Origin of the sequence: Lysinibacillus sp. NPDC093210, from assembly GCF_044753985.1 — a bacterium.
Classification (GTDB): domain Bacteria; phylum Bacillota; class Bacilli; order Bacillales_A; family Planococcaceae; genus Lysinibacillus.
Window position 1 is genome coordinate 478,512 of sequence record NZ_JBIVOE010000001.1, and the last position, 22,860, is coordinate 501,371.

The window sequence follows — 22,860 nt, forward strand, 5'->3', positions numbered from 1 at the left end:
CAAAAGGATTGGGGAGTCTAGTGTTGACTATTTCTTCACAGACTCAACATGCTCGAAAAACGACGGGTAGGAAACAGCGATGCATTCTGCATCGTCTAATGTCACTGCCCCATCCGTAATTAACGCTGCCACAGCGCCCATCATACCGATACGGTGATCCCCGTATGTTTTCAAGCTTGCCCCATATAATGGCGTTGGTCCTTCAATGATCATACCATCCTCAGTTGCTTCAATACGAGCTCCTAGTTTTTTTAGCTCATCCACCACTGCAGTAATACGATCCGTTTCTTTGACCTTGAGCTCCTCAGCATCCTTGATAATTGTTTTACCATGTGCCTGTGTTGCTAAAAGTGCAAGAATTGGAATTTCGTCAATTAATCTCGGAATCATATTCCCTTGAATAATAGTTCCATTTAAAGTAGACGTTTCAACAGTAATTGTTGCAGTTGGCTCAGATTGACCGTCTTCATTTGCTACTATTGTTATAGACGCTCCCATGTTCTGAAGAACTTCTATGATACCATCACGCGTTGGATTAACCCCAACATTTTCTAAAACAATTTTACTATCAGGACAAATTGCACCCGCTACTAAGAAAAATGCTGCAGATGAAATATCACCTGGCACTGACACATGTGTGCCTGAAAGTGCTTGTCCACCTTCAAAAGTAATAACGCCATCTACCACAGTTATTTGCGCCCCAAATTGGCGTAGCATGCGCTCCGTATGGTCACGAGATACCTCTGTTTCACGTACAACTGTTGTACCTTGCGCGCGTAAACCTGCTAGTAAAATAGCTGATTTCACTTGTGCACTGGCAACAGGCATTTGATAGTCAATAGCTTGTAGCTTTGTACCTTGTATGGCAAGTGGTGTATATTGTCCATCTGCACGACCTGTAATATGAGCACCCATTTGACGTAACGGATCAATAACACGGCGCATCGGACGTTTACCGATGGATGCATCTCCAGTCATCACGCTATGTACTTTGGAACCAGCTAAAATCCCGAGCATTAAGCGTGTTGTTGTACCAGAGTTCCCTGTGTAAAGCACCTCACTAGGTTCCTGCCAAGCTTCCATACCTGCGCTTTCGATTGTTACATTTGTACCGTCCACATCAATCTTCACACCAAGCTTGCGGAAACAATCAATAGTACTTAAACAATCTTCACCAAGTAAAAAGCCGTCAACCGTTGTTTTCCCTGTTGCAATCGCCCCAAACATAATAGAACGATGTGAAACAGATTTATCACCAGGGATTGTTAATAGCCCTTGTAAAGATGGTTTATTATACTGTAATACTTTTTCACTCATAGTTATCTCTCGCCTCCATATGAAGATAGAAAGCGCCGATAAATCGACGCTTTCTTCATTATATTTAGCCATTCGTCGCCTGTTATTAGACGTAAATGCACTAATCTATGAAATATACGTTTCAAAATTTGCTCGCTTTTGAATACATGCTGCGGCACGTTCACGATCACTTTCACTTTGCAGGCTAATCACAAGAATACCGAAGACATCTTCACGTGATTCTACAATTCGTAAATTTGTAATGCTAATTGCTTCATCAGCTAGTAGGCCTGTTACCTCAGAAATCACCCCTGGATAGTCAGGAACATCGACGTATAAGTCAAACGAAGTAAACATTGCTCCAGCACTAATTGGCAATTCATCACGCAGCTCTTTAGCAATAGCGAAATAACTTTCAATGTCTGCTGAACTACCATTTAATAACAATTCCTTAACACGATCCATTTCAGTTTGCCATCCTTCAAGCTGTGCTACTAATTCATCACGATTTTGAAGTGTAATATCACGCCACAGAATCGGATTAGAGGATGCAATACGTGTCACATCTCGGAACCCCCCTGCTGCAAGTGAGCGTGTCATTGGGTATTCACCATTTTCCCCGCCTAATTGATGCACAAGAGATGCAGCAATAACATGTGGAAAATGACTAACAACAGCCGTCATATGATCGTGCTCACGAGCGGATACACTAACAACTTTTGCATGTGTAAATTTTAAAAGGCTTTCTAGCTGAGCCATATTAATAATCTCTTCGCCTGCAAGTGGTGTCAGCATATAATACGCATTTTCGAAAAGATGCGCTTTCGCAGCTAATACACCACTTTTATGAGAGCCTGCCATCGGGTGTCCACCGATAAACGTAATACCAAGCTCACGTAACTCACCGGCTTTTTGCATAATCATTTTTTTCGTACTACCTGTATCTGTTACAATAACTTTATTTTTTAACGGCCATGTTTTTAATTGTTCCATCCACTCGAGCGTAGCGTTGACAGGCGTTCCAAAAATAATGATATCTACCTCTGCTGCCACATCTTTTGGATCTGTCACAATATCATGTACAATGTTTAATGTTTTGGCATGTTCACGTGTTTTTTCATCCATGTCATAGCCAATAATTTTAGTTTCAGGTGCCTTTTGTAAAGCAAGAGCAATCGAGCCCCCAATTAAGCCTAAACCAATAACGAGCACATTGCGTGTCATGCAAAAACCCCTTGTTCTTTTAACACTTCTTCAAGATGCTCTAATAATGCAGCATTTTGTGCTTCTGTGCCAATTGTTACGCGGATAAAACCTGGCGCACCTAGAGCATTACCACTACGAATAATAAAACCACGCTTCATAAGCTCTTGGAAAACAACATCACTATCAGCATTCGTGTTAAAGAAAATAAAGTTTGTATCAGATGGGTAGTATGTCAAATTATGCTTTTCACAAAAATCAACGTATTGTTTTTTACCTATTTCATTTGCTTCACAGCAAGTTTTTAAAAAGTCTTGATCACTTAATGCAATCGCCGCTACAGCTTGACTTAAAATCGTATTATTAAATGGCGCACGTACAGGATCCAGTTTTGCAATGACTTCTGGTTGACCAATTGCATAGCCTACACGGAAGGAGGCAAGACCGTATGCTTTAGAAAATGTGCGCATTAATAGGACATTTGGATACTCATCAATTAAAGGTAGCGTTTCTTTATGACCTGGATGCGTCACATATTCGATATACGCTTCATCTAAAACTACAAGTACATCGCTAGGTACTTTCGCTAAAAAAGCACGTAAATCTGTATCTGCAATGACAACACCTGTTGGATTATTTGGACTACATACCCACACAATAGAAGTATGTTCATCAATAGCTGCTGCCATTGCGTCTAAGTCGTGTGCACCTTCAATACAAGGGATTTTACGAACTTCCGCACCTTCAATTTCAGCATTATGAATGTATTGTGAGAATGATGGGTCTGCCATGACTGTATTCACACCTGGATACAACAGAGCACGAGTAAGAATTGCAATTATATCATCTGAACCATTTCCAAAAAGAAGCTGTGTTTCTTTGACACCAACATGTTTAGCCACAGCTGAACGTAAGTTTTGTGCATAGCCGTCTGGATAGATTGCATAGTTTACTGCACTATTTTGTAAATATGCTGTTACCTTAGGTGAGCAACCAAATGGGTTTTCATTTGATGCTAACTTTACGACTTCTTGTAAGCCAAATTCACGTTGTACTTCTTCAATTGGTTTACCTGGCTTATATGCTTGCATACCGTCCAATTGTTGTTTCCATTTCATCTCAAACATCTCCTCTTATTATTTAGCTTGGGCTAAATCTGGTCTTAATTTCACAGCATCATTTAAATAAATATGCTGAACATCTTTTTGCGCCATTTCCACATTCGCATGGATTAAAACACGAATACATAATGGCAGGGCATCTGGCACATCCATTTCATGCATACACATAACAGGAACATACTGCCAGCCGTCCATTAACCTGACAGCACGCGCTGGAAACGCCGATGTAATATCTGGTGTCGTTGAAATAACGATTGATGCAATATCTTCTATCTCCACATGATTTGCTGCCACAACCTCACGCACTAATCTCGCTGTCTCATCCCATACAAGCTCTGGCTTGTCCAATTCAATTGTAATAGCACCTCTAAGTCCCCGAATCATACAAGCACCTCCGCTAATAGCTGTCGAAATTCAGCATCTACCTCTTTGCATTCTGCTAACTCAATTGGTCGCACAAAAGGCTTCCCAATTTCTTCGAGTAACACAAATTGTAGGACACCGTACTCCGCTTTTTTATCTTTTAATAAATAGTCTGTTAATTGTTCAAATGTATAATCATTTACCGCATCAAAAGGGTAGCCATTTTTCAGCGCAAAACGTAAAAATGATGTTGTGAATTCACGATTCAACTTACCATATCGTTCACTTAATAATAGACAATACACAAGACCAATCATCACCGCTTCACCATGTGCAACTTTCCCATAACCTGCAGCTGCTTCTATGGCATGGCCATATGTATGACCCAAATTTAAATATTTACGCACTGACTGCTCTGTTTCATCCTCAGACACAATTTTCGCCTTTACTTCAATTCCAGCTTTTAAATGTTTGGCCAATTCTGTTGTACTAAAATGGATAACTGAATCTGCAGCCATTAGCTCTTGAAGCCATATGGCATTCGATATCATCGCATGCTTAATGACCTCTGCTGTACCTGAACGCACTTCACGCTCAGGTAAGCTTTCTGTAAAGACTGTATCGTAAATTACCCCTTCTGGTTGATAGAACGCACCAATCATATTTTTGCCTAGTGGATGGTTAATAGCTGTTTTACCGCCTACTGCTGAGTCATGAGCTAAAATCGTCGTTGGTATTTGGATGAATGGTACTCCTCGCATATATGTAGCTGCAACAAAGCCTGTTAAATCTCCAACTGCGCCTCCACCAAATGCAAAAATAAATGATTTACGTGAACATTTTTGTTCAAGCAAGAAAGTTTGTGCTGCATTGTATTGTTCAAATGTTTTACAAGCCTCACCACCTGGTAGCACAAATACCTCAAACGCATATGGGAAATTCCCCTTGAAATATTCCCCTTGGGCAGCCCACACATTGGCGTCAGTAAAAACAATAAGCTTATCTGCTTTTTGCAGTTTATCATCAAATATTTTGACTGCTTCAGCTAAAAAATTATGCCCAAGCACTACGTCATATTGATGTGATTTTGTTGCTACTGGTACACGCATATATTAAAACTCCTTTGCGTAACGGCGTTGTTCTTCAATTTGTGCTTTTAATTGTGGTAGTTGATCTCCATGGAACTGGTCCATAATCGCGTTGGCAATTTCCCAGGCAATAACATGTTCAGCTACTACTGAAGCTGCTGGTACTGCACAGCTGTCTGAACGTTCTACGCTTGCTTTAAACGGTTCTTTTGTCTCTATATCAATACTTTGCAATGGTTTATATAATGTTGGAATTGGTTTCATAACACCTCGAACAACAATCGGCATACCTGTAGACATTCCGCCTTCTAAGCCGCCAAGTCGATTCGTAGCACGAGTATAGCCTTGCTCTTCAGACCAAATGATTTCGTCATGTACTTCTGAACCTTTACGTCGGGCCATTTCAAAGCCAATACCAAATTCAACACCTTTAAAAGCATTAATAGACAACATTGCGGCTGCTAATTTTGCATCTAGTTTACGGTCGTAATGAACATAAGAACCAATACCGGCTGGCATACCTTCAACGATTACTTCAACAACACCGCCAATAGAATCGCCTGCTTTTTTTGCTTCATCGATTGCCTCAACCATTTTTGCTGAAGCAACAGGATCTACACAGTAGCATGGATCTGCTTCGACGATTGTACGAATTTCATCTACAGTCTTTCCTTCAATTACAGACGTGTCTGCTTTAATGCCTACGATTTCCGTTACATGTGACACAATTGAAATACCAAGCTCATTTAATAATGCTTTTGCAACAGCTCCCACTGCAACACGGACAGTAGTTTCACGCGCAGAAGAACGTTCTAAAACATTTCGTAAATCTCGATGGCCATATTTCATGCCGCCTACTAAATCAGCATGTCCTGGACGTGGACGTGAAATTTGACGTTTAATATCATCAGGATTAACATCATCTGCTAATGGTTCCGCGCCCATAATTTTCGTCCAATGCTTCCAGTCATCATTTGTGACAACTAGCGCAACAGGAGAGCCAAGTGTTTGTCCGTGGCGAACACCACCTACTATTTCTACTGTATCCGTTTCAATTTGCATACGACGACCACGGCCATGACCTCCTTGGCGACGTTTTAAATCGTGGTTAATTTTTTCTGCTGTAATTGGTAAAAGTGACGGTAAACCCTCAATTATTGTAGTTAATTGCGGTCCGTGTGATTCTCCTGCTGTTAAGTAACGCATAAACGCTTTCTCCCTTCAACTCGCTAAAGTATGTATTTTTCACTATAACATATATTCTCTAAAAAAACAGTCCTTTTGCAAATGTCATAGCACGTATTCATAAATCAATAAAGAAAGATAGCATAGCATTATATGCGAATATTCTGAACGATTTATGTAAAAAAAGAGGTTTTTTAGCTGTCTTAAACGCCACACAATAAGTCCAAGACTTTTTAACGTGAACCAGATTTACTTTAATAAAAAATACGCTTTTTGCTTATGCAAGCGAAAAGCGTACGGTCATCTATGTCTAGTGTCTTGGCTATTTATGTACGTGACAGTCATTTTATTTACTGTACGAAAGCTTTTCATCATTTAATTAATTATTTTTTTCGATAGAAGAAGGTATCTTCTACTTCAAATTCGTAACGAGATGGATTAAAAATTTGCTCTGTTGACCCTACAAATAAAATGCCATCTTGTCGTAATGCTTTACTAAAATTCGAATATATTTGATCCTTTGCTTCTTCGGTAAAGTATATCATAACATTTCTGCACACGATTAGATCGTAATGAGAATCATAATGATCATTAAGCAGATTATGCTTTTTAAATGTGACACAGCGCTTAATTTCATCTTTAACTCGGTAGAAGTTTCCTTCTTGCTCAAAATACTTTGCTTGAATATCTTTTGGCACCTCTGCTAAAGAACGCTCCGGATAAACACCTAGCTTTGCCTTTTGAATTACATTTTCATCTAAATCAGTGGCGATTATTTGAATTTGCGATAATGGTACTAATTGCGATAATACCATTGCTAATGAATATGGCTCTTCTCCAGTTGAACATGCAGCACTCCAAATTTTCAAACGCTTGTTGGATTGTAGTAACTTCGGGAAAATTTTCTTTTGCAACACTTCCCAGCGCTTTCCATTTCTATAAAACTCAGACACATTAATCGTCATTCGATCTAAAAACTCATTCATCAAATCACGATCTTGCTCGAGTGCTTTTAGAAAATCAACAAAATTACGATATCCTTTTTTCTCATAGAGTGAGGTTAATCGTCTTTTCATTTGCGCTTCTTTATATAACGCTAAATCAATTCCAGTTTTGCGCTTAATACCTTCAACAAATTGTTCATAATCAGACATACGGTCATCTTCCCCTCTAGCGTCGTATTTCCATTATAGCGGAAAAATGCCTTTACTGAAATAGTCTTTCCATGTATTCAATGTTACTTTGTCGTATTTTTCTTTTCTTCTAATAGTAGCACTTTCGAATGTTCTAATTCTAGTCGCAATTTTTCTGTTTCTTTTGTATATGATTCCAATCTTAGCTTTTCTAATTCAACTTCTTGTTCAATTGTTTTTAATTTTAATTTCTGCCCTTTTGTACGTGCATCAGTAAATATTCCAGCTAAAGCGACCATAATGCCGCCAATAATAGCAACAATAGCAATTTCCATTTTTTCTCTTCCCCCTATCTATATAGATTATACGATAAAACAAAAAAATAGTTTCCTTTTTTGAAATTTCTCTAATCAATTCTCTTATTAATCGGGAGAAAGCTCGGCTCTATAGTGCATGAATCGCAACCCTCCATTCCAGAAACTAAAAGAAGGCATCGAGTTTTTACTTTCTGATGCCTTCTATCGCCACTCTAAAATGAAGACGGTCAATTTACGCTTTCATTGCTAGTTAAATTTCTACACGATAGTCTTTTAAATTTTCCCTTAACTTTGCTTTCATGAATTTTCCTACAGATGTTTTCGGTACTTCATCTAAAAAGATTACATCATCAGGAATCCATGTTTTATGGAACTGTGACCGCAAACTGTCCAACAGCTCCTCCTTTGTAATCGAATCTTTATGCTCAGGTTTTGGAACAACACATGCTAAAGGTCGTTCCAGCCACTTTTCATGTGGTATTGCTACCACTGCCGCTTCAAATACTTTCGGATGCGTCATCAAAGCATTTTCAAGCTCCACTGACGAAATCCATTCTCCACCACTCTTAATTAAATCTTTTGTGCGATCTGTAATTTTAATATATCCATCGGGCGTCATAACCGCAATATCTCCTGTGAATAACCAACCATCTTTAAAGGCTTCTGTTGTGCGCTCATCCTTATAATACTCATTAGCAATCCAAGGGCCTCTTAATGTAATTTCGCCCATTGTTTTGCCATCCCAAGGTACCTCACCATGTTCATTCACAATGCGCATATCAAGAAGAGGCATCGTTATCCCCTGCGTTGTGCGAACGTTCATTTTTTCGTCTGTAGTATAGTTTTGCATGTGTGATAAGTATGTTGATAAGCTAACAAGCGGTGATGTCTCTGTCATACCGTATCCTGTATAATACGGAATGTTTTGCTCCTCCTCAAAGCCCCGCACAAGACCCATTGGAGATGCAGAGCCACCACAAATTATCAAACGTAAGGAAGATAAATCTCGTGGCTGTTGACGTTGTTCTTGTAAAACGCCTAGCCAAATAGTTGGAACCCCCGCTGTTAACGTTACTTTGTATTGCTCAAACAAATCGAGTAATAGCTGTGGCGTAAACATCGGTCCTGGTAGCACTTGCGTTGCTCCAAATAACACACTAGCAAACGGTAAGCCCCAGGCATTGGCATGAAACATCGGTACGACTGGTAACACTACATCGCGCTCACATATTGCTATGCTATCAGAAAGTCCCGCTGTAATACTATGAAGGACTATACTGCGATGTGTATAGACAACCCCCTTCGGCATGCCTGTTGTTGCACTCGTATAACACATGCCTGCTGGTGCATTTTCATCTATATCATCAGGGAAGACAAAATCATCATTTGCCACATCAAGAAGTTCTTCATAGGAAAGAGCATTCGGTAATGGCGAATTTTCTAAATCAACACCATCCCCCATGATAATAAACTGCTTCACCGTTTTAAGCTGTGACACAATTGGTGCAATAACAGGCACTAAATTTTCATCAATGAGTAAAATTTCATCTTCTGCATGATTAATTACATACACGATATGTTCAGGCGCTAGTCGAATATTTATCATATGCAGCACAGCACCTGCACACGGTACAGCAAAATATGCCTCTAAATGGCGATGATGATTCCAAGCAAAAGTACCAACTTTTACACCACGATCCATACCAAGTGTCGTAAGAGCATCTGCTAATTTACGCGTACGCTTGGCAAATTCTTTATAGGTAAACTCATGAATTGTTGTAGCGCTAGTACGCGAATATATTTTCTTCGCATGAAAATATCGCTCCGCTCGATTTAAAAAACTTGTTAATAGTAAAGGTGTGTCCATCATATGCATAATATCGCTCCCTTTCGTTTTCGCATTAACTTGCTCTAACACCAAAGCTGACTGCTGCTACAAAAAGATATTTACATTTAAGAATGAACCTATTTACTTCACATGCACTAAAATTATTTTGGCTGCATTCGTATAGCACCATCAAGGCGGATAACCTCACCATTGAGCATAACATTATGAATAATACTTTCCACAAGCATTGCATACTCAGATGGTTTTCCAAGACGTTTGGGGAATGGCGTCATGCTAGCAAGTGCCGTGCGAGCTGGCTCTGCTAATGACGCAAACATCGGCGTTTCAATTAACCCTGGTGCTATGGTCATTACGCGTATTCCCAAATCTGCAAGCTCACGTGCAATCGGCAATGTCATTGCCGCAACTCCGCCCTTTGAGGCGCTATAAGCTGCTTGTCCAATTTGACCATCAAAAGCGGCAACTGATGCTGTATTAATAATAACGCCTCGTTGTCCATCTTCGTCGGGCTCGTTTTGCTGCATTTTTTCGGCTGCAAGTCGAATGACATTAAACGTTCCTATTAAATTAACAGAAATTACTTTAGAAAATAGATCAAGTGCATGTACGCCACGTTTTGAAATTACTTTACTTGCATCTGCAATCCCCGCACAGTTAACCGCCACGTTAATTCGACCAAATGTAGCGATAGCATGCTCAAGCCCAGCAGCTACATCTGCCTCCTGTGTCACATCAACGCGGGCATAACGAACACTTTCGCCTAATTCCTGCGTGATTATATGCCCTCTTTCATCATTAACATCAAAAATTACAGCTTTGCCGCCCTCTTTAACAATTTTTCGTACAGTCGCTTCCCCTAAGCCTGATGCACCCCCAGTTACAATCGCGACAACGTCATGACATTCCATAGAACCCCACCCCTTTACATTTTTTCAATAATTGTGGCATTTGCCATCCCCATACCTTCGCAAATAGCGAGTAGTCCATAGCGTAAGTTTTCACGTTGCATCCGATATAGCATCGTCGTTAACAACTTTGTACCAGTAGCCCCTAGTGGGTGTCCTAACGCAATTGCTCCACCATATGGATTTAGCTTTGCTTGGTCTGCACCCATTTCATGTAACCAAGCAAGTGGAACCGGGGCAAATGCTTCGTTCACCTCATACGTATCAATATCTTCAATTGTCAGCCCTGAGCGTTTTAAGGCTTGTCTCGTAGCCTCGATTGGACCCGTAAGCATAAGCGTTGGATCTGACCCTATTACAACGCGTGTCACTATTTTTGCAAGCGGTTGAATACCTAGCTCCTGTGCTTTTGCTTTCGACATCAGCACGACAGCGGATGCACCATCACTCATTTGGCTTGCATTGCCAGCTGTAATAACCCCTTGCTCTTGAAAAACTGTTTTTAAGTCATTTAATCGTTCAATGGTCGTATCTGCTCGAGGTCCTTCATCGACTTCAAATGTAGTAACGGTTCCATCCTCTTGTGTTATTTGGACAGGCATGATTTCCGGTTGAAAATTACCTGCCTCTATCGCCGCTAATGCTCGTCTATGGCTTTCATAAGCATAGTTATTCAACATGTCTTTTGAAAACTGCCATTTTGCCGCCATTTTCTCAGCTGATAGCCCTTGATGAATAATATGATAATTTTCTTGTAAGCGTTTACCTTTATGGGCAGTTTGCATATTCGAAAACATTGGCACTCTTGTCATACTTTCAACACCGCCAGCAATCACCACATCCATATCCCCTGCTAAAATAGCTTGTGCTCCAAAATGTACAGCTTGCTGGCTAGAACCACATTGTCGGTCAATCGTTACGCCTGGAACCTTCTCTGGGAAGCCGGCCATTAATAAAGCTGTACGAGCAATATTTGCACCTTGTTCACCTGTTTGTGTAACACAACCAAAAATAACATCCTCTACTTGTCCTTTGTCGATACCTGCACGCTTTATAACTTCCTGTAGTACATCTGCTGCTAAATCATCCGCACGTACATCCTTTAATGCGCCTTTGCTTCGTCCCACCGCTGTACGAACAGCTGCTACAATCACTACTTCTCTCATATAAATACCCCTTTTCTAAAACAATTCTAAGCATACTCTTTAATACATTTACGTTTAAGTTTATTTGCTTGATAGAAAATATATACCGCTTTATGAAACTATTTACTAGTTGTTAATTATCTGAATATTATATTATTTATTTTACCTGACAAAGTAATTATTAACAATTCTTTATGTATTTAAATAGAGTAGAAAGATAGTTAGACCACATTTCATTAAACCAAAGGCGTAGTCCTTCTTCAGTAATCAAGATTTGGCGAGCTCCCCCACGTAAACCTAAGTAAAACCACTTAGTTTCAAGATATTTTGAGCAATAAAAAAAGAGCGACTCCAAGTTAATGGATATCGCTCTATATTTTATAAAATTAAACTAAATCTTCACCGAAGAATAAGCCAATTTCACGCTCTGCAGAAGCAAGAGAGTCAGAACCGTGGATAATGTTGTGAGAAACAGTTGTTGCGTAGTCACCACGGATTGTACCTGGGTTAGATTCTTCTGGTTTAGTAGCACCCATCATAGTACGAGCAAGTTTAATTACGTTTTCGCCTTCCCATACCATAGCGAATACTGGACCAGAAGTGATGAAGTCAACTAATTCACCGAAGAATGGACGTTCAGCATGCTCAGCATAGTGTTTTTCTGCTAATTCTTGAGGGATTACCATTAATTTAGCGCCTTTTAATACAAATCCGCGACGTTCAAAACGATCAACGATATCTCCTACTACTTGTCGTTCTACGCCATCAGGCTTAACCATTAAAAAAGTTTGTTCGATTGCCATGTTTAAAACACTCCTTAAATTCGTCTAACAGGTTTTACACCTACCGATAAATATTAACAAAAAATGAGCTTTAGCACAACAAAAAGCTAGAATTTACGCTTGCCCATAAACAATGCGATGTCACGAAGCTTTTTCTTAATTGGATGTTTTGGTAAAGCATCTATTTCTTGTAAAGCTTTTTTCAAATACTTGTCGCTCATTTTATTAGCTTGTGTAATAGCATCAGATTTACGCACATATTGCAACATTTTTTGGCGCTCAGGCTCTGTTAATGTTCCCGCAAACACTTTTGCTAAATAAGGCTGCATCTGTTCATCATCTTTTAATAACAAAATCGGCAAAGTAATATTTCCTTGTAATAAGTCACTACCTGCGGGCTTCCCTAATTCTTTATCTGTCGCCATAATATCTAATACATCATCGATTATTTGAAAGCTCATGCCCACAAAGTAACCAAAGCGTTTCAAATGGCTTACTGTTTTGGCATCTACACCTGCTGCCACTGCACCAATCTCACAGCTAGAAGAAATAAGTAGTGCCGTTTTTCGTTTAATACGTCTGAAATAATCCTTTAAGCCCTGATCCAATCTAAACTTGTCTTCGATTTGAATAACTTCACCATTACAAATTTCCACCATTGTTCGTGCCAAAATTTGATGAACACGTGGATCCTCGATTTTTGTGATGTATTCAAGTGCACGTGCAAAAATAAAATCGCCCGTGTACATTGCTACTCTGTTATTCCATTGGGATTTGACAGTTGGACGTCCTCGTCGCATATCGGAATCATCAATCACATCATCATGCACTAGCGACGCCATGTGAATGAGCTCTAAAGGCACAGCCACATTTTTCATCTTTTCGATATCATAATCGCCAAATTTTGCGCCAAGCAACACAAAAATTGGTCGGATTCGTTTGCCACCAGCTTGTAATAAATGGAGAGAAGCATCGTTAATTAAATGCGAAGACGAATTCACCGCTTTTTCTAATTCTTGTTCGATGATATCAATATCTGACTTCAAATCGGAATAGAGTAGTTTTAACTTCATCTTTTCCACGCTTGAAAACCTTCCCCCATTAACGTATCTTTTTAAAGCCCATATGCATTGCCGCAGCACCGCCACTGTATGCTTTGTACGTTACTTTTTCTAAACCTGCCTGTTCAAACATTACCGCTAGCTTCTTCATACCTGGGAAATTATTTGCGGATTCTTGTAACCAGGAATATTCTTTATAGCTTTTCGCAAAAATTTTACCAAATATCGGCATGATAAATTTAAAATAAAAACGGAATAGTTGTCGATAGCCTGGAATTTCTGATTGCGACGTTTCTAAACATACAACCATGCCACCAGGTTTTACGACGCGATTCATTTCTTTTAACACTTGCAAGTAATCAGGAACATTACGTAGACCAAAACCAATCGTCACATAGTCAAATGTATCGTCTGGGAAAGGCAATTCCATTGCATTCCCTTGTATAAGCTCAATTTGCGGATAAGGCGTTATTTTTTGTTCGCCCACTTTCAGCATGTTCTTACTGAAATCCAATCCCTTTACTTCGCCACTTTTTCCAACCGCCTCAGCTAACGCAATTGTCCAGTCAGCTGTTCCACAACAAACATCCAACGCCTTCGATCCAGGCTTGACAGCCATACGCTTCATCGTATCGTTACGCCAGCCAACATGCATTTGGAAGCTAATAACGCCATTCAATTTATCATAGTTTTCCGAAATACTTTCAAATACTTCGTGAACGTGCTCTTCTTTCGATTTAGCCATTTTAGTAAAACCTCTCTTATCCGTTTGTAGAAGCAATAGATGCCTCTACACGTGCTTGTAGAGCTTGTTTCACATCACTTTGTAAAAATGATGCTTGGTCTATTACCAGCAACAGCTCTGTTTTTAAGCGGGCAATTTTATCTTGTAAGACACCATTGAAGGTTGTGCCTGCCTGTAATGCACTTTGTTCAAGCGCTTTACTCATTAAAGATTTTTGTCCACGCTGATACATAGCCCATTCTCTTTCTAATCGTAACAATAATAAACTCTTTTCCATTAATGGAATATAATGATGCAATGCATAAAGCTCAAAAAACTTTGCAATTAAACCTGATTCAATATTGCTTATTGAAGAACACCATTGTTCAAATGTACGCTGTTCTGCTTCATATACTTTGATTTGATGTTCACAGCGTGTCACAATTCCTTGTGACAAATTCCGAATCAATGCGACATTTCCTGACATTGCTAAAATTTCATAATATCGTCCACTATAAAAATCCCCAGCTAAAACGGTTAGCTGCTGTTCTTTTGATGTGGCATCTAGTTCTTTAATATGATCATGTGCCGCTAGAGCTGCATATACAATTCCAACAGTTATTGCAGCTTCCCTTTGCTCTTGTTGCCACTCTTCGCCATTCAAAAAGGGAACCAACAAGTAAAACAGTTGATTTTCATCGAGCACAGGGACTCCTGTGTATTTTTGCAAAGTTCTATGACGAACATCCATGAAAATCTCTGTTTTTAACTGTGCAATTGAATTTTGAATGTATGTTGCATTCATAGACCTTACTCCATTTCACTTTCAAATACGTTAATCATCTATATGACTTAACGTTTGCTCACTGAGTCATTATAGCATAAGCATCGTTTCGGAATAAAAAGTTTTTACTTTCACCAACATGAACGGGCAGTAGAAATCCACCATAGAAATGCTCAGAAAAAATTGGTAGGAAATCTACTTGCCCGTAAAAACCAGTTTCAAGAACACATACTTAATATTCTCGTATGTGTCATGCATCCGTGCACAATATAACTAACAATCACCGGCACTGTATATGGACATTACCGATAAAAGCTACAATACAATACCTATGTTACTTTTTTCCTTCACTTTGGATAACACCATGTGCTGTATGGATTTGCGCTTTGCCACGAATTTTCATGGCAGATGTATGCTCAGTAAATTGAGCAATCATGACTTCCCCTGCATCTAATTTTTCAGAATGATGGAATTTCGTATCCGTACCACGTGTTAAGCCTATTACATGTACGCCATCTTCTTCTGCCTGAATTACTATATAATCTTGTGCCATTGTCTGTACACTCCTTAAATCCGACAAATTCTTAGTCCATCATAACATAATTAGACAAGCAGTTTAAGACATTTGAATAAATGACAAGACTTCTCTACGTTTTACCTCATCTTGTTCATAAATGCCTCGGGCCACAGATGTAACAGTTTTAGATCCTGGTTTTTTCAGACCTCGCATTGTCATACACATATGTTCTGCCTCGATTACTACGTAAACACCTTTTGGAGACAGCATGTCCATAATCGTATCAGCTACTGATGAAGTAATACGTTCTTGTAATTGCGGACGACGTGCAATTGTTTCAACCGCGCGACCTAATTTACTTAGTCCCGCTACAATGCCATCGTTTGGTATGTAAGCCACATGTGCTTTGCCATAAAAAGGCACTAAATGATGCTCACACATTGAATAAAATGGGATATCTTTTACAAGCACTAATTCTTCATGATCCTCATGGAAAACAGTTTTAAAATAATCTTTTGCATCTTCATGTAAGCCACTAAACATTTCAGCATACATTTTAGCAACACGTTTCGGCGTATCAAGTAATCCTTCACGATTAACATCCTCGCCCACAGCTTCTAAAATCATTTTTACTGCTTCTTCTATTTTCAATAAATCAACATTCGACATTCGTAAAAACCCTCCTGCGTATCAAAGCATTACACATTTCCCTATGCATCGTAGCATATCCAAAAGTTAAGCGCAAAACGACTTACCTGATTTAAAAGAAATTCACCATATCTTCTTAAAGTTTTCGTTCCTCGTGCTATGTATATAGTAAAAAACAAAGCCATCTTGTGACTAATATTTTGTATTTTATAGAATTACTGCTATTCATTATATTTTATAAATGAGTTAAAAAGAGCAGCCTTCATGCTCGTTTACATGAAGACTGCTCTATGTAACTACTAGACGTGTATTATTTTACAGCATCTTTAAGCGCTTTACCTGGTTTGAAAGCAGGTACCTTGCTAGCAGCGATTTCGATTTCTTTACCAGTTTGTGGGTTACGACCTTTACGAGCCGCACGTTCACGTACTTCAAAGTTACCAAAACCAATTAATTGTACTTTGTCACCCTTTGCAAGAGCATCTTGAATTGTATCAAATACAGCTTCAACTGCTTTAGAAGCGTCTTTTTTAGAAAGACCTGCAGCTTCAGCAACAGAGTTTACTAATTCTGTTTTATTCACACCATTCACCTCCTCTCAAAGGGTCATGAACCAATTCTGTAAAAAGAGTAACACATAGGAAACCGCGACGCAACTGTATTCATTCATGATTATAACCAAAATATGCGTTTTTCACCCAAAAAACAAAAATAACAGGACTTTTCGCATAAAAACGAATAGCCCTGCACTATTTTTTTGCTCTCTAATTTCCATTTTATCCTATAAAATAAAAGTAACCAATCCTCTGTCGCCCTCATTAACCATACGTTCAATTGTTTGGCGCATACGTTTTTTAGCTGTAGTAGGCACTGCACTCATTTTGTAACGAATTCCTTCTTTTAACACTTCATGCAATGGTGTACCAAAAAGTTGTGTTTGCCAAAGTGCATCACGATCATGTAAATAAGCATGATTCAAATCTTTCAGTAATTGCTGACTGTGGAATTCAGAGCCAATAAGTGGCGCAAATTCTGATTCCATATCAACTCGAATAATATGATAGGATGGCGCTGTTGCCTTCATACGAACTCCATAGAAATTATTTTGCTTTATAAGTTCTGGAGCAGTTGGTTCAAACTCTTGCATCATTGGTAAAGTCACACCATATCCACTCGTATCCGCTTCAGTTATTGCATCTTTAAAGCGTTTTTGTGCTTCTTTTGCTTCAGCAGCCTCTTTAATAAATAGCAACCAATCACGCTTTGTTTCAATCGGTTCATCTAACCATTCATTACAAACTGCCTTATACAATTCCCCTTGTAATGACACTCGAATGACGGCTGTACCGATTCCTGAATCTACATGAATCACTTCACTTTGATCAATAAAATCAATCTCTTTAAAGGCATCAGAAGCTTGTTGCACGTCTCTAATTTTCATGACAGATGAAAGCACTTCTTCCATGGAATCAATCAATGCTACGTTTAAAGGATGTGTAGCATCTAGTACATCAAGCCAATCTGGTTTCTCAACCTCAATCGTCCGAATTGGAAACTCAAATAACGCCTCTTGCAAAATATATTGAATATCAGTAGCACGCATTTGATCGATTGAAATCGCAATTACAGGAACGTTATAACGCTCAAATAGCTCATTTCGAAGCTGTACTGTTTCTTCTCGTGCTGGCATTTGACAATTTAACACGATAACAAAAGGTTTTCCAATTTCCTTTAATTGTGCAACAATTTCTTCTTCCGCTTTTTCAGCGGCACGACGGCTAATACCATTTACTGTTCCATCAGTTGTCACAACAATACCGATATTAGCATGATCTCGAATCACTTTATCCGTACCAATTTTCGCCGCTTCTTGGAAAGGAATTGGCTCTGTATGCCAAGGTGTATGCACAAATTTTGGACCATTCTCATCCTCGTAGCCCTTTGTACCATCAATGACATAACCAACGCAATCAGCTAAACGAATTTGGAATGTCATTTCATCTTCGCCGACCGCTATACGTGTCGCTTGAGCAGGCACAAACTTCGGCTCAGCAGTCATGATTACTGGGCCTGGCGAGCTTTGTGGCAGCTCGTCCTGTGCTCGCATTCTTTCTGTATCATCCACAATATTCGGTAACACTACAGCTTCCATTACTTTTTTTACAAATGTTGATTTACCTACACGAACTGGACCTACAACACCAATATAAACATCGCCATTTGTGCGCTCTGCAATTTCTTTAAATACTGCTTCACTCAAGGTTTCTGCCTCCTTTATCTACGCTTTTTCACTATATGCATCCACGAAGATAAATATGAAAAGCTCCTTTGTAGCAATATGAATAGAATTTATATTTCCGCTGGAAGGTGATTCCGCGAAGCAAGATAGTTTTTCCGCGGAATGAAGTGATAATTCCGCGAAGTTGGGGGATAATTCCGCGAAACAAGGTATTAATTCCGCGAAGTAATTGTTTGAGTGCCTGGCACTAATTTCGACAGCTATTTAAGCATAAAAAAAGCCTCAATCATTAGATGTTCTCTAACAATTGAGGTAATTAAAACTTTAATTCGATTCGGTAGCTTTACTTTCACTTTCTTGAGCTGCTTCAGCTTCTTCCTTCGCCTTTTTTGCATCTGCTTTATAGGCATCCATCATATAAGTTGGCTCGCCATTTTCATCTACAGTGTATGGCACTGAATAGGCTGGAACAACGGGATATTTATCGACAAGTAATTGACGAATATCCTCGCCTGGCTTTACTTCTGGTTTGTCCTCTTTTAATAGCTGACCTAAATCGATTGAATAATCCACATGCATTTCGCCATCGCCTGTCATAAATATCGGTAATTCCGCACCTGAATATGGACTTTTGACTGTTACTTCTGATTTGTAGCCTAATTTTTCAAAGTTAATTTGGTAGACATTATCAGCAATTGCACCCTTTGTCGGAATATACTGTGTGCCCAATTTGCGAATATTAATCTCTCGCATACGCTCCGCAGAGTTTAAATCTACTAATTTTACTTCGGCGCTGTTTTCTGGATCCCAAATAATATATTGATAAATACCGCCTTTTTCATATGCATTCCCTGGAATTTGCGTAATATATTTTGGCATAAGTTTTTCAAAATCGATTAAATATTTTATATAGATATCCGTATCCAATTCACTATTTTTAATTGGTACTAGGCCACCTGTAGCTTCACGATATTCATTGACAGCACGTTGGACAGATGCTAATTGATCGACATCCGGCACTTGGTTTGCGGCCTTTTCCTCCTCAGGATATGCGCAACCACCTAGCAAAACGGCTATTGCCACTGTCAAAAGAAAAGCATTTAGTTTTTTCATTTCACGTTTTTCCCCCTTTTTAAGCTGGCCATGTGGCAATTATAAGTACCATTAAAAATGTTCCAAGTCCAAACAGTATGTATGCTAATAAATTTACGATTGTACGTAATAAACCATTTGAAATTTTATTGCGACCTAGATAAATTAAACCAACTGAAATAATCATAAAGCCGATACAATAAAAAGATACCCACATGATATCTAGTGCTGGCATATGTGCTAACGGACCCATTTAAGTCTACCACCTTTCTTCAATGACACGAGACAATCAACGTTTATTATACTATGGGCATCCTTAAAAAAGAAGGCGCTTTCCCAAAAGTAAAAATGGGGTGCTATAAGGTGCTTAACATGCTATTTTTTTGATATACGAAAAAAATAATCCTTTCAAGCTCATATAAATTAAGATGACCGCTACAACAGATAACACTCCGTGGAAATCATATCATATTTTTACTATAGGTGGAGAAATTCATCATTATAAAAATAACTTTTAAGGGAAAAAAAGTATTATTACCACCTATTACTTTACAATTTGTTCAAAAAAGAGACACCTCAGATCCTTCTGAGATGCCTCTTTTGTGTCCATTTCATGACAAGTTATATATTGCTTACCGGTTCAAAACATTATTACTAATATAATTTAGTTCATCAGTTCATCGATCTCACGCTTTTTCACGCGCATCATTAATGCATCGACAGCCACTTTCGGCTCTACATCGTTAAACAATACGCCATAAAGTTCCGTCGAAATTGGCATGGCAACATCATATTTTTCGGCCAGTTGATAGGCTGCCTTCGTTGTCCGTACGCCTTCCACTACCATACCCATTTGATCGAGTACTTCTGGCAGTTTCATGCCTTTACCTAACATATTTCCTGCTCGCCAATTTCGAGAATGCACGCTTGTACACGTTACGATTAAATCACCCATGCCTGTCAGCCCTGCAAATGTAAATGGATTTCCGCCCATTTTGACACCTAGACGAGTAATTTCAGCAAGTCCACGTGTAATAAGTGCAGCCTTCGCATTATCACCATAATTTAAACCATCTGTTATGCCTGCAGCTAACGCTATAACGTTTTTTAATGCACCACCCATTTCCACGCCTATAACATCCTCATTCGTATATACGCGGAAAAACTGGTTCATAAACAAGTCCTGTACCTTCTCAGCCGCCTCTATATTGGCACAGGCTGCTGTAATCGTCGTTGGGGAATGTAATACTACTTCCTCTGCATGACTTGGCCCTGAGAGCACTACAATGTCTTCTACAAATTCAGAAGGCAAGCTTTCGGCCAAAATTTCAGATATACGTTTTAATGAATCTGGCTCAATTCCCTTTGAAACATGGACAAATAATACTTTTTTATCTAATGTAGCGGTCATCTTTTCACAAGTTTCTCGTATAGCCTTAGTTGGCACTGCAACAACGATTGTATTAGAATGTGCTACTGCCTCAGCAATATCGTTTGTAGCATGTAAATTCTCTGGTAGTATCGTTTCTGGTAAATACTTTTTATTCGTATGCTTTGTATTAATTTCTTCTGCTTGATCAGCTCTATGTGTCCACACAAGGGTATCATGTCCATTTTCCGCAAGTACCATTGCAAGTGCTGATCCCCATGATCCTGCTCCTAGTACACAAACTCGTTCCATTCAAATTCCCCCTTCTATTTCCTTTAGGTAAATCTTCGCGGGCAAAATGCATGTTATCTAACAAATTTTAACCAAATTGTGATTTAGCCTAGTCCTTTGAAAAAAGACGCCACCCAACAACAATTGTCGGGTTGGCGTACTAAATAAGTTATATTTTAGATTATGCACGCGCACGTGTAATTAAACGAATTGGCGTACCTTCAAAATCAAATGTTTCACGAATTCTATTTTCTAAAAATCGCTCATAAGAGAAGTGCATTAATTCCGTTTCATTTACAAATACCACAAATGTTGGTGGTTGAATCGCCACTTGTGTTGCATAGTAGATACGTAAGCGACGACCTTTATCAGTTGGCGCTGGATTACGTGCAACCGCATCTTCAATCACTTCATTTAGAATAGATGATTGGATACGCATCGCGTGGTTTTCACTTACACGCTGTACAATCGGTAAAATTTGATGTACTCGTTGTTTTGTATTTGCTGACACGAATATAATCGGTGCATAGTCTAAGAATAAAAAGTGTTCACGGATTTGCTGTGTAAATACATTCATTGTTTTGTCATCTTTTTCAATGGTATCCCATTTGTTAACTACAATGATAATAGCTTTTCCAGCCTCATGTGCATAGCCTGCAATTTTTTTATCCTGTTCTTGAATGCCTTCTTCAGCATTAAGAACAACTAAAACAACATCAGAACGCTCAATAGCACGTAGCGCACGTAAAACAGAATATTTCTCCGTCGTTTCGTACACTTTCCCTTTTTTACGCATACCGGCAGTATCAATAATTACATATTCATTCCCATCGTATTCGTAAGGCGTATCAATGGCATCTCGCGTTGTACCAGCAATGTTACTTACAATGACACGATCTTGACCTAGGAACGCATTCACCAATGATGATTTACCGACATTTGGACGACCAATTAAAGAGAATTTAATCACGTCATCTCCGTATTGATTTTCATCTTCTTGTGGGAAGTGCTTTGCACACTCGTCTAATAAATCTCCTAAGCCCAATCCGTGGGAACCTGAAATTGGCCAAGGTTCACCAAATCCAAGTGCATAGAAATCATAAATCATTTCACGCATATCTGGATTATCAATTTTATTAACTGCTAAAACGACCGGCTTTTTTGTTTTGTATAAAATTTTTGCAACTTGCTCATCTGCTGCTGTTACGCCTTCACGACCATTCGTCATAAAAATAATAACGTCTGCTTCTTCAATAGCGATTTCAGCTTGTTGACGAATTTGTTCTAAAAACGGCTCGTCTCCAATTTCGATACCACCTGTATCAATAATATTAAAATCATGTGTTAACCACTCTGCCGAACTATAAATACGGTCACGTGTTACTCCCGGAATATCTTCTACAATCGAGACACGTTCTCCAACGATGCGATTAAAAATCGTCGACTTACCTACGTTCGGACGACCTACGATGGCTACTACTGGTTTCGTCATCTGTACTTCATCCTTCCAACTTCTTGTCTTTCGCTATTATACACGAAAAATGCCATTATATCATAACATATCCATCATAGAGAGTACTTTTTAGCTTTCTCTTTAATATAACCGCTATTTTTCGCTCTAAGTCTTTCCTTTTGAGCAGGTATGGCTCCAACTAGTTATCCTGTTGTGGCTTACGTTATAATGAGCTGAAAACATCGCCCGCAGTGGAAATCAACTGTAACTAACTGAAATAATTTTAGACAAAAAA

General features: G+C 39.0%; 23 protein-coding genes. All 23 read right to left on the bottom strand.

What is annotated here, in order from left to right; all coding sequences use genetic code 11:
- Nucleotides 1-27: 27 nt before the first annotated feature.
- Nucleotides 28-1,317: a 3-phosphoshikimate 1-carboxyvinyltransferase gene (gene aroA / locus ACIP9C_RS02355; RefSeq protein ID WP_401008273.1), complete on the bottom strand. Its 1,290-nt coding sequence runs from the start codon at nt 1,315-1,317 to the stop codon at nt 28-30.
- A 105-nt stretch (nt 1,318-1,422) separates the two neighbouring features.
- Nucleotides 1,423-2,520: a prephenate dehydrogenase gene (locus ACIP9C_RS02360; RefSeq protein ID WP_401008275.1), complete on the bottom strand. Its 1,098-nt coding sequence runs from the start codon at nt 2,518-2,520 to the stop codon at nt 1,423-1,425.
- The gene (gene hisC, locus ACIP9C_RS02365; protein WP_401008276.1) at nt 2,517-3,617 is read right to left on the bottom strand and encodes a histidinol-phosphate transaminase; all 1,101 of its coding nucleotides are present in this window, start codon (nt 3,615-3,617) and stop codon (nt 2,517-2,519) included. Before hisC ends, ACIP9C_RS02360 begins: the two co-directional genes overlap by 4 nt.
- Before the next feature lie 18 nt (nt 3,618-3,635).
- Nucleotides 3,636-4,004, bottom strand: a complete 369-nt coding sequence (gene aroH, locus ACIP9C_RS02370; protein WP_340825201.1) for a chorismate mutase — start codon at nt 4,002-4,004, stop codon at nt 3,636-3,638.
- Nucleotides 4,001-5,092 (bottom strand): 3-dehydroquinate synthase, encoded by a 1,092-nt coding sequence (aroB, locus tag ACIP9C_RS02375; RefSeq protein WP_401008279.1) that lies wholly within the window; start codon nt 5,090-5,092, stop codon nt 4,001-4,003. The genes aroH and aroB overlap by 4 nt, the downstream gene beginning before the upstream one ends.
- 3 nt (nt 5,093-5,095) lie before the next feature.
- A complete protein-coding gene (aroC, locus tag ACIP9C_RS02380) occupies nt 5,096-6,277 on the bottom strand; it encodes a chorismate synthase (RefSeq protein WP_401008281.1) in 1,182 nt (393 codons plus the stop codon).
- Nucleotides 6,278-6,639: 362 nt separating this feature from the next.
- Nucleotides 6,640-7,410 carry a CheR family methyltransferase gene (locus ACIP9C_RS02385; protein ID WP_401008283.1) on the bottom strand — a complete coding sequence of 257 codons (771 nt, stop codon included), beginning with the start codon at nt 7,408-7,410 and terminating at the stop codon, nt 6,640-6,642.
- 83 nt (nt 7,411-7,493) lie between these two features.
- Entirely contained in the window at nt 7,494-7,724 is a 231-nt protein-coding gene (locus ACIP9C_RS02390; protein ID WP_340825205.1) for a hypothetical protein, read from the bottom strand.
- A gap of 232 nt (nt 7,725-7,956) precedes the next feature.
- Nucleotides 7,957-9,582: a long-chain fatty acid--CoA ligase gene (locus tag ACIP9C_RS02395; RefSeq protein ID WP_401009168.1), complete on the bottom strand. Its 1,626-nt coding sequence runs from the start codon at nt 9,580-9,582 to the stop codon at nt 7,957-7,959.
- Nucleotides 9,583-9,695: 113 nt separating this feature from the next.
- Entirely contained in the window at nt 9,696-10,463 is a 768-nt protein-coding gene (locus ACIP9C_RS02400; RefSeq protein WP_401008285.1) for a 3-hydroxyacyl-CoA dehydrogenase, read from the bottom strand.
- A 14-nt stretch (nt 10,464-10,477) separates the two neighbouring features.
- Nucleotides 10,478-11,626, bottom strand: coding sequence for a thiolase family protein (locus ACIP9C_RS02405; RefSeq protein ID WP_401008287.1), 1,149 nt, complete (start codon nt 11,624-11,626; stop codon nt 10,478-10,480).
- A gap of 365 nt (nt 11,627-11,991) precedes the next feature.
- Nucleotides 11,992-12,408, bottom strand: coding sequence for a nucleoside-diphosphate kinase (gene ndk, locus ACIP9C_RS02410; protein ID WP_173478456.1), 417 nt, complete (start codon nt 12,406-12,408; stop codon nt 11,992-11,994).
- Nucleotides 12,409-12,494: 86 nt separating this feature from the next.
- The gene (gene hepT / locus ACIP9C_RS02415) at nt 12,495-13,469 is read right to left on the bottom strand and encodes a heptaprenyl diphosphate synthase component II (protein ID WP_401008289.1); all 975 of its coding nucleotides are present in this window, start codon (nt 13,467-13,469) and stop codon (nt 12,495-12,497) included.
- Nucleotides 13,470-13,488: 19 nt separating this feature from the next.
- On the bottom strand, nt 13,489-14,193 hold the full coding sequence (locus tag ACIP9C_RS02420) for a demethylmenaquinone methyltransferase (protein WP_401008290.1): 705 nt from the start codon (nt 14,191-14,193) through the stop codon (nt 13,489-13,491).
- Between the two features lie 16 nt (nt 14,194-14,209).
- A complete protein-coding gene (locus tag ACIP9C_RS02425; RefSeq protein WP_401008292.1) occupies nt 14,210-14,977 on the bottom strand; it encodes a heptaprenyl diphosphate synthase component 1 in 768 nt (255 codons plus the stop codon).
- Nucleotides 14,978-15,290: 313 nt separating this feature from the next.
- Nucleotides 15,291-15,509 carry a trp RNA-binding attenuation protein MtrB gene (gene mtrB, locus ACIP9C_RS02430; RefSeq protein ID WP_010858802.1) on the bottom strand — a complete coding sequence of 73 codons (219 nt, stop codon included), beginning with the start codon at nt 15,507-15,509 and terminating at the stop codon, nt 15,291-15,293.
- Nucleotides 15,510-15,572: 63 nt separating this feature from the next.
- Complete coding sequence (gene folE, locus ACIP9C_RS02435; RefSeq protein ID WP_069511792.1) at nt 15,573-16,142, bottom strand: GTP cyclohydrolase I FolE; 570 nt, start codon at nt 16,140-16,142, stop codon at nt 15,573-15,575.
- A gap of 289 nt (nt 16,143-16,431) precedes the next feature.
- Nucleotides 16,432-16,704: an HU family DNA-binding protein gene (locus ACIP9C_RS02440; RefSeq protein ID WP_004232618.1), complete on the bottom strand. Its 273-nt coding sequence runs from the start codon at nt 16,702-16,704 to the stop codon at nt 16,432-16,434.
- A 198-nt stretch (nt 16,705-16,902) separates the two neighbouring features.
- Nucleotides 16,903-18,381: a stage IV sporulation protein A gene (gene spoIVA, locus ACIP9C_RS02445; RefSeq protein ID WP_401008295.1), complete on the bottom strand. Its 1,479-nt coding sequence runs from the start codon at nt 18,379-18,381 to the stop codon at nt 16,903-16,905.
- A 303-nt stretch (nt 18,382-18,684) separates the two neighbouring features.
- Nucleotides 18,685-19,473, bottom strand: a complete 789-nt coding sequence (locus ACIP9C_RS02450; protein WP_401008297.1) for a hypothetical protein — start codon at nt 19,471-19,473, stop codon at nt 18,685-18,687.
- Nucleotides 19,474-19,492: 19 nt separating this feature from the next.
- Nucleotides 19,493-19,705 carry a DUF2768 domain-containing protein gene (locus ACIP9C_RS02455; RefSeq protein WP_340825217.1) on the bottom strand — a complete coding sequence of 71 codons (213 nt, stop codon included), beginning with the start codon at nt 19,703-19,705 and terminating at the stop codon, nt 19,493-19,495.
- A 411-nt stretch (nt 19,706-20,116) separates the two neighbouring features.
- Nucleotides 20,117-21,133: an NAD(P)H-dependent glycerol-3-phosphate dehydrogenase gene (locus tag ACIP9C_RS02460; RefSeq protein ID WP_401008300.1), complete on the bottom strand. Its 1,017-nt coding sequence runs from the start codon at nt 21,131-21,133 to the stop codon at nt 20,117-20,119.
- Nucleotides 21,134-21,293: 160 nt separating this feature from the next.
- Nucleotides 21,294-22,604 (bottom strand): ribosome biogenesis GTPase Der, encoded by a 1,311-nt coding sequence (gene der, locus ACIP9C_RS02465; protein WP_401008302.1) that lies wholly within the window; start codon nt 22,602-22,604, stop codon nt 21,294-21,296.
- Between the last annotated feature and the right edge of the window lie 256 nt (nt 22,605-22,860).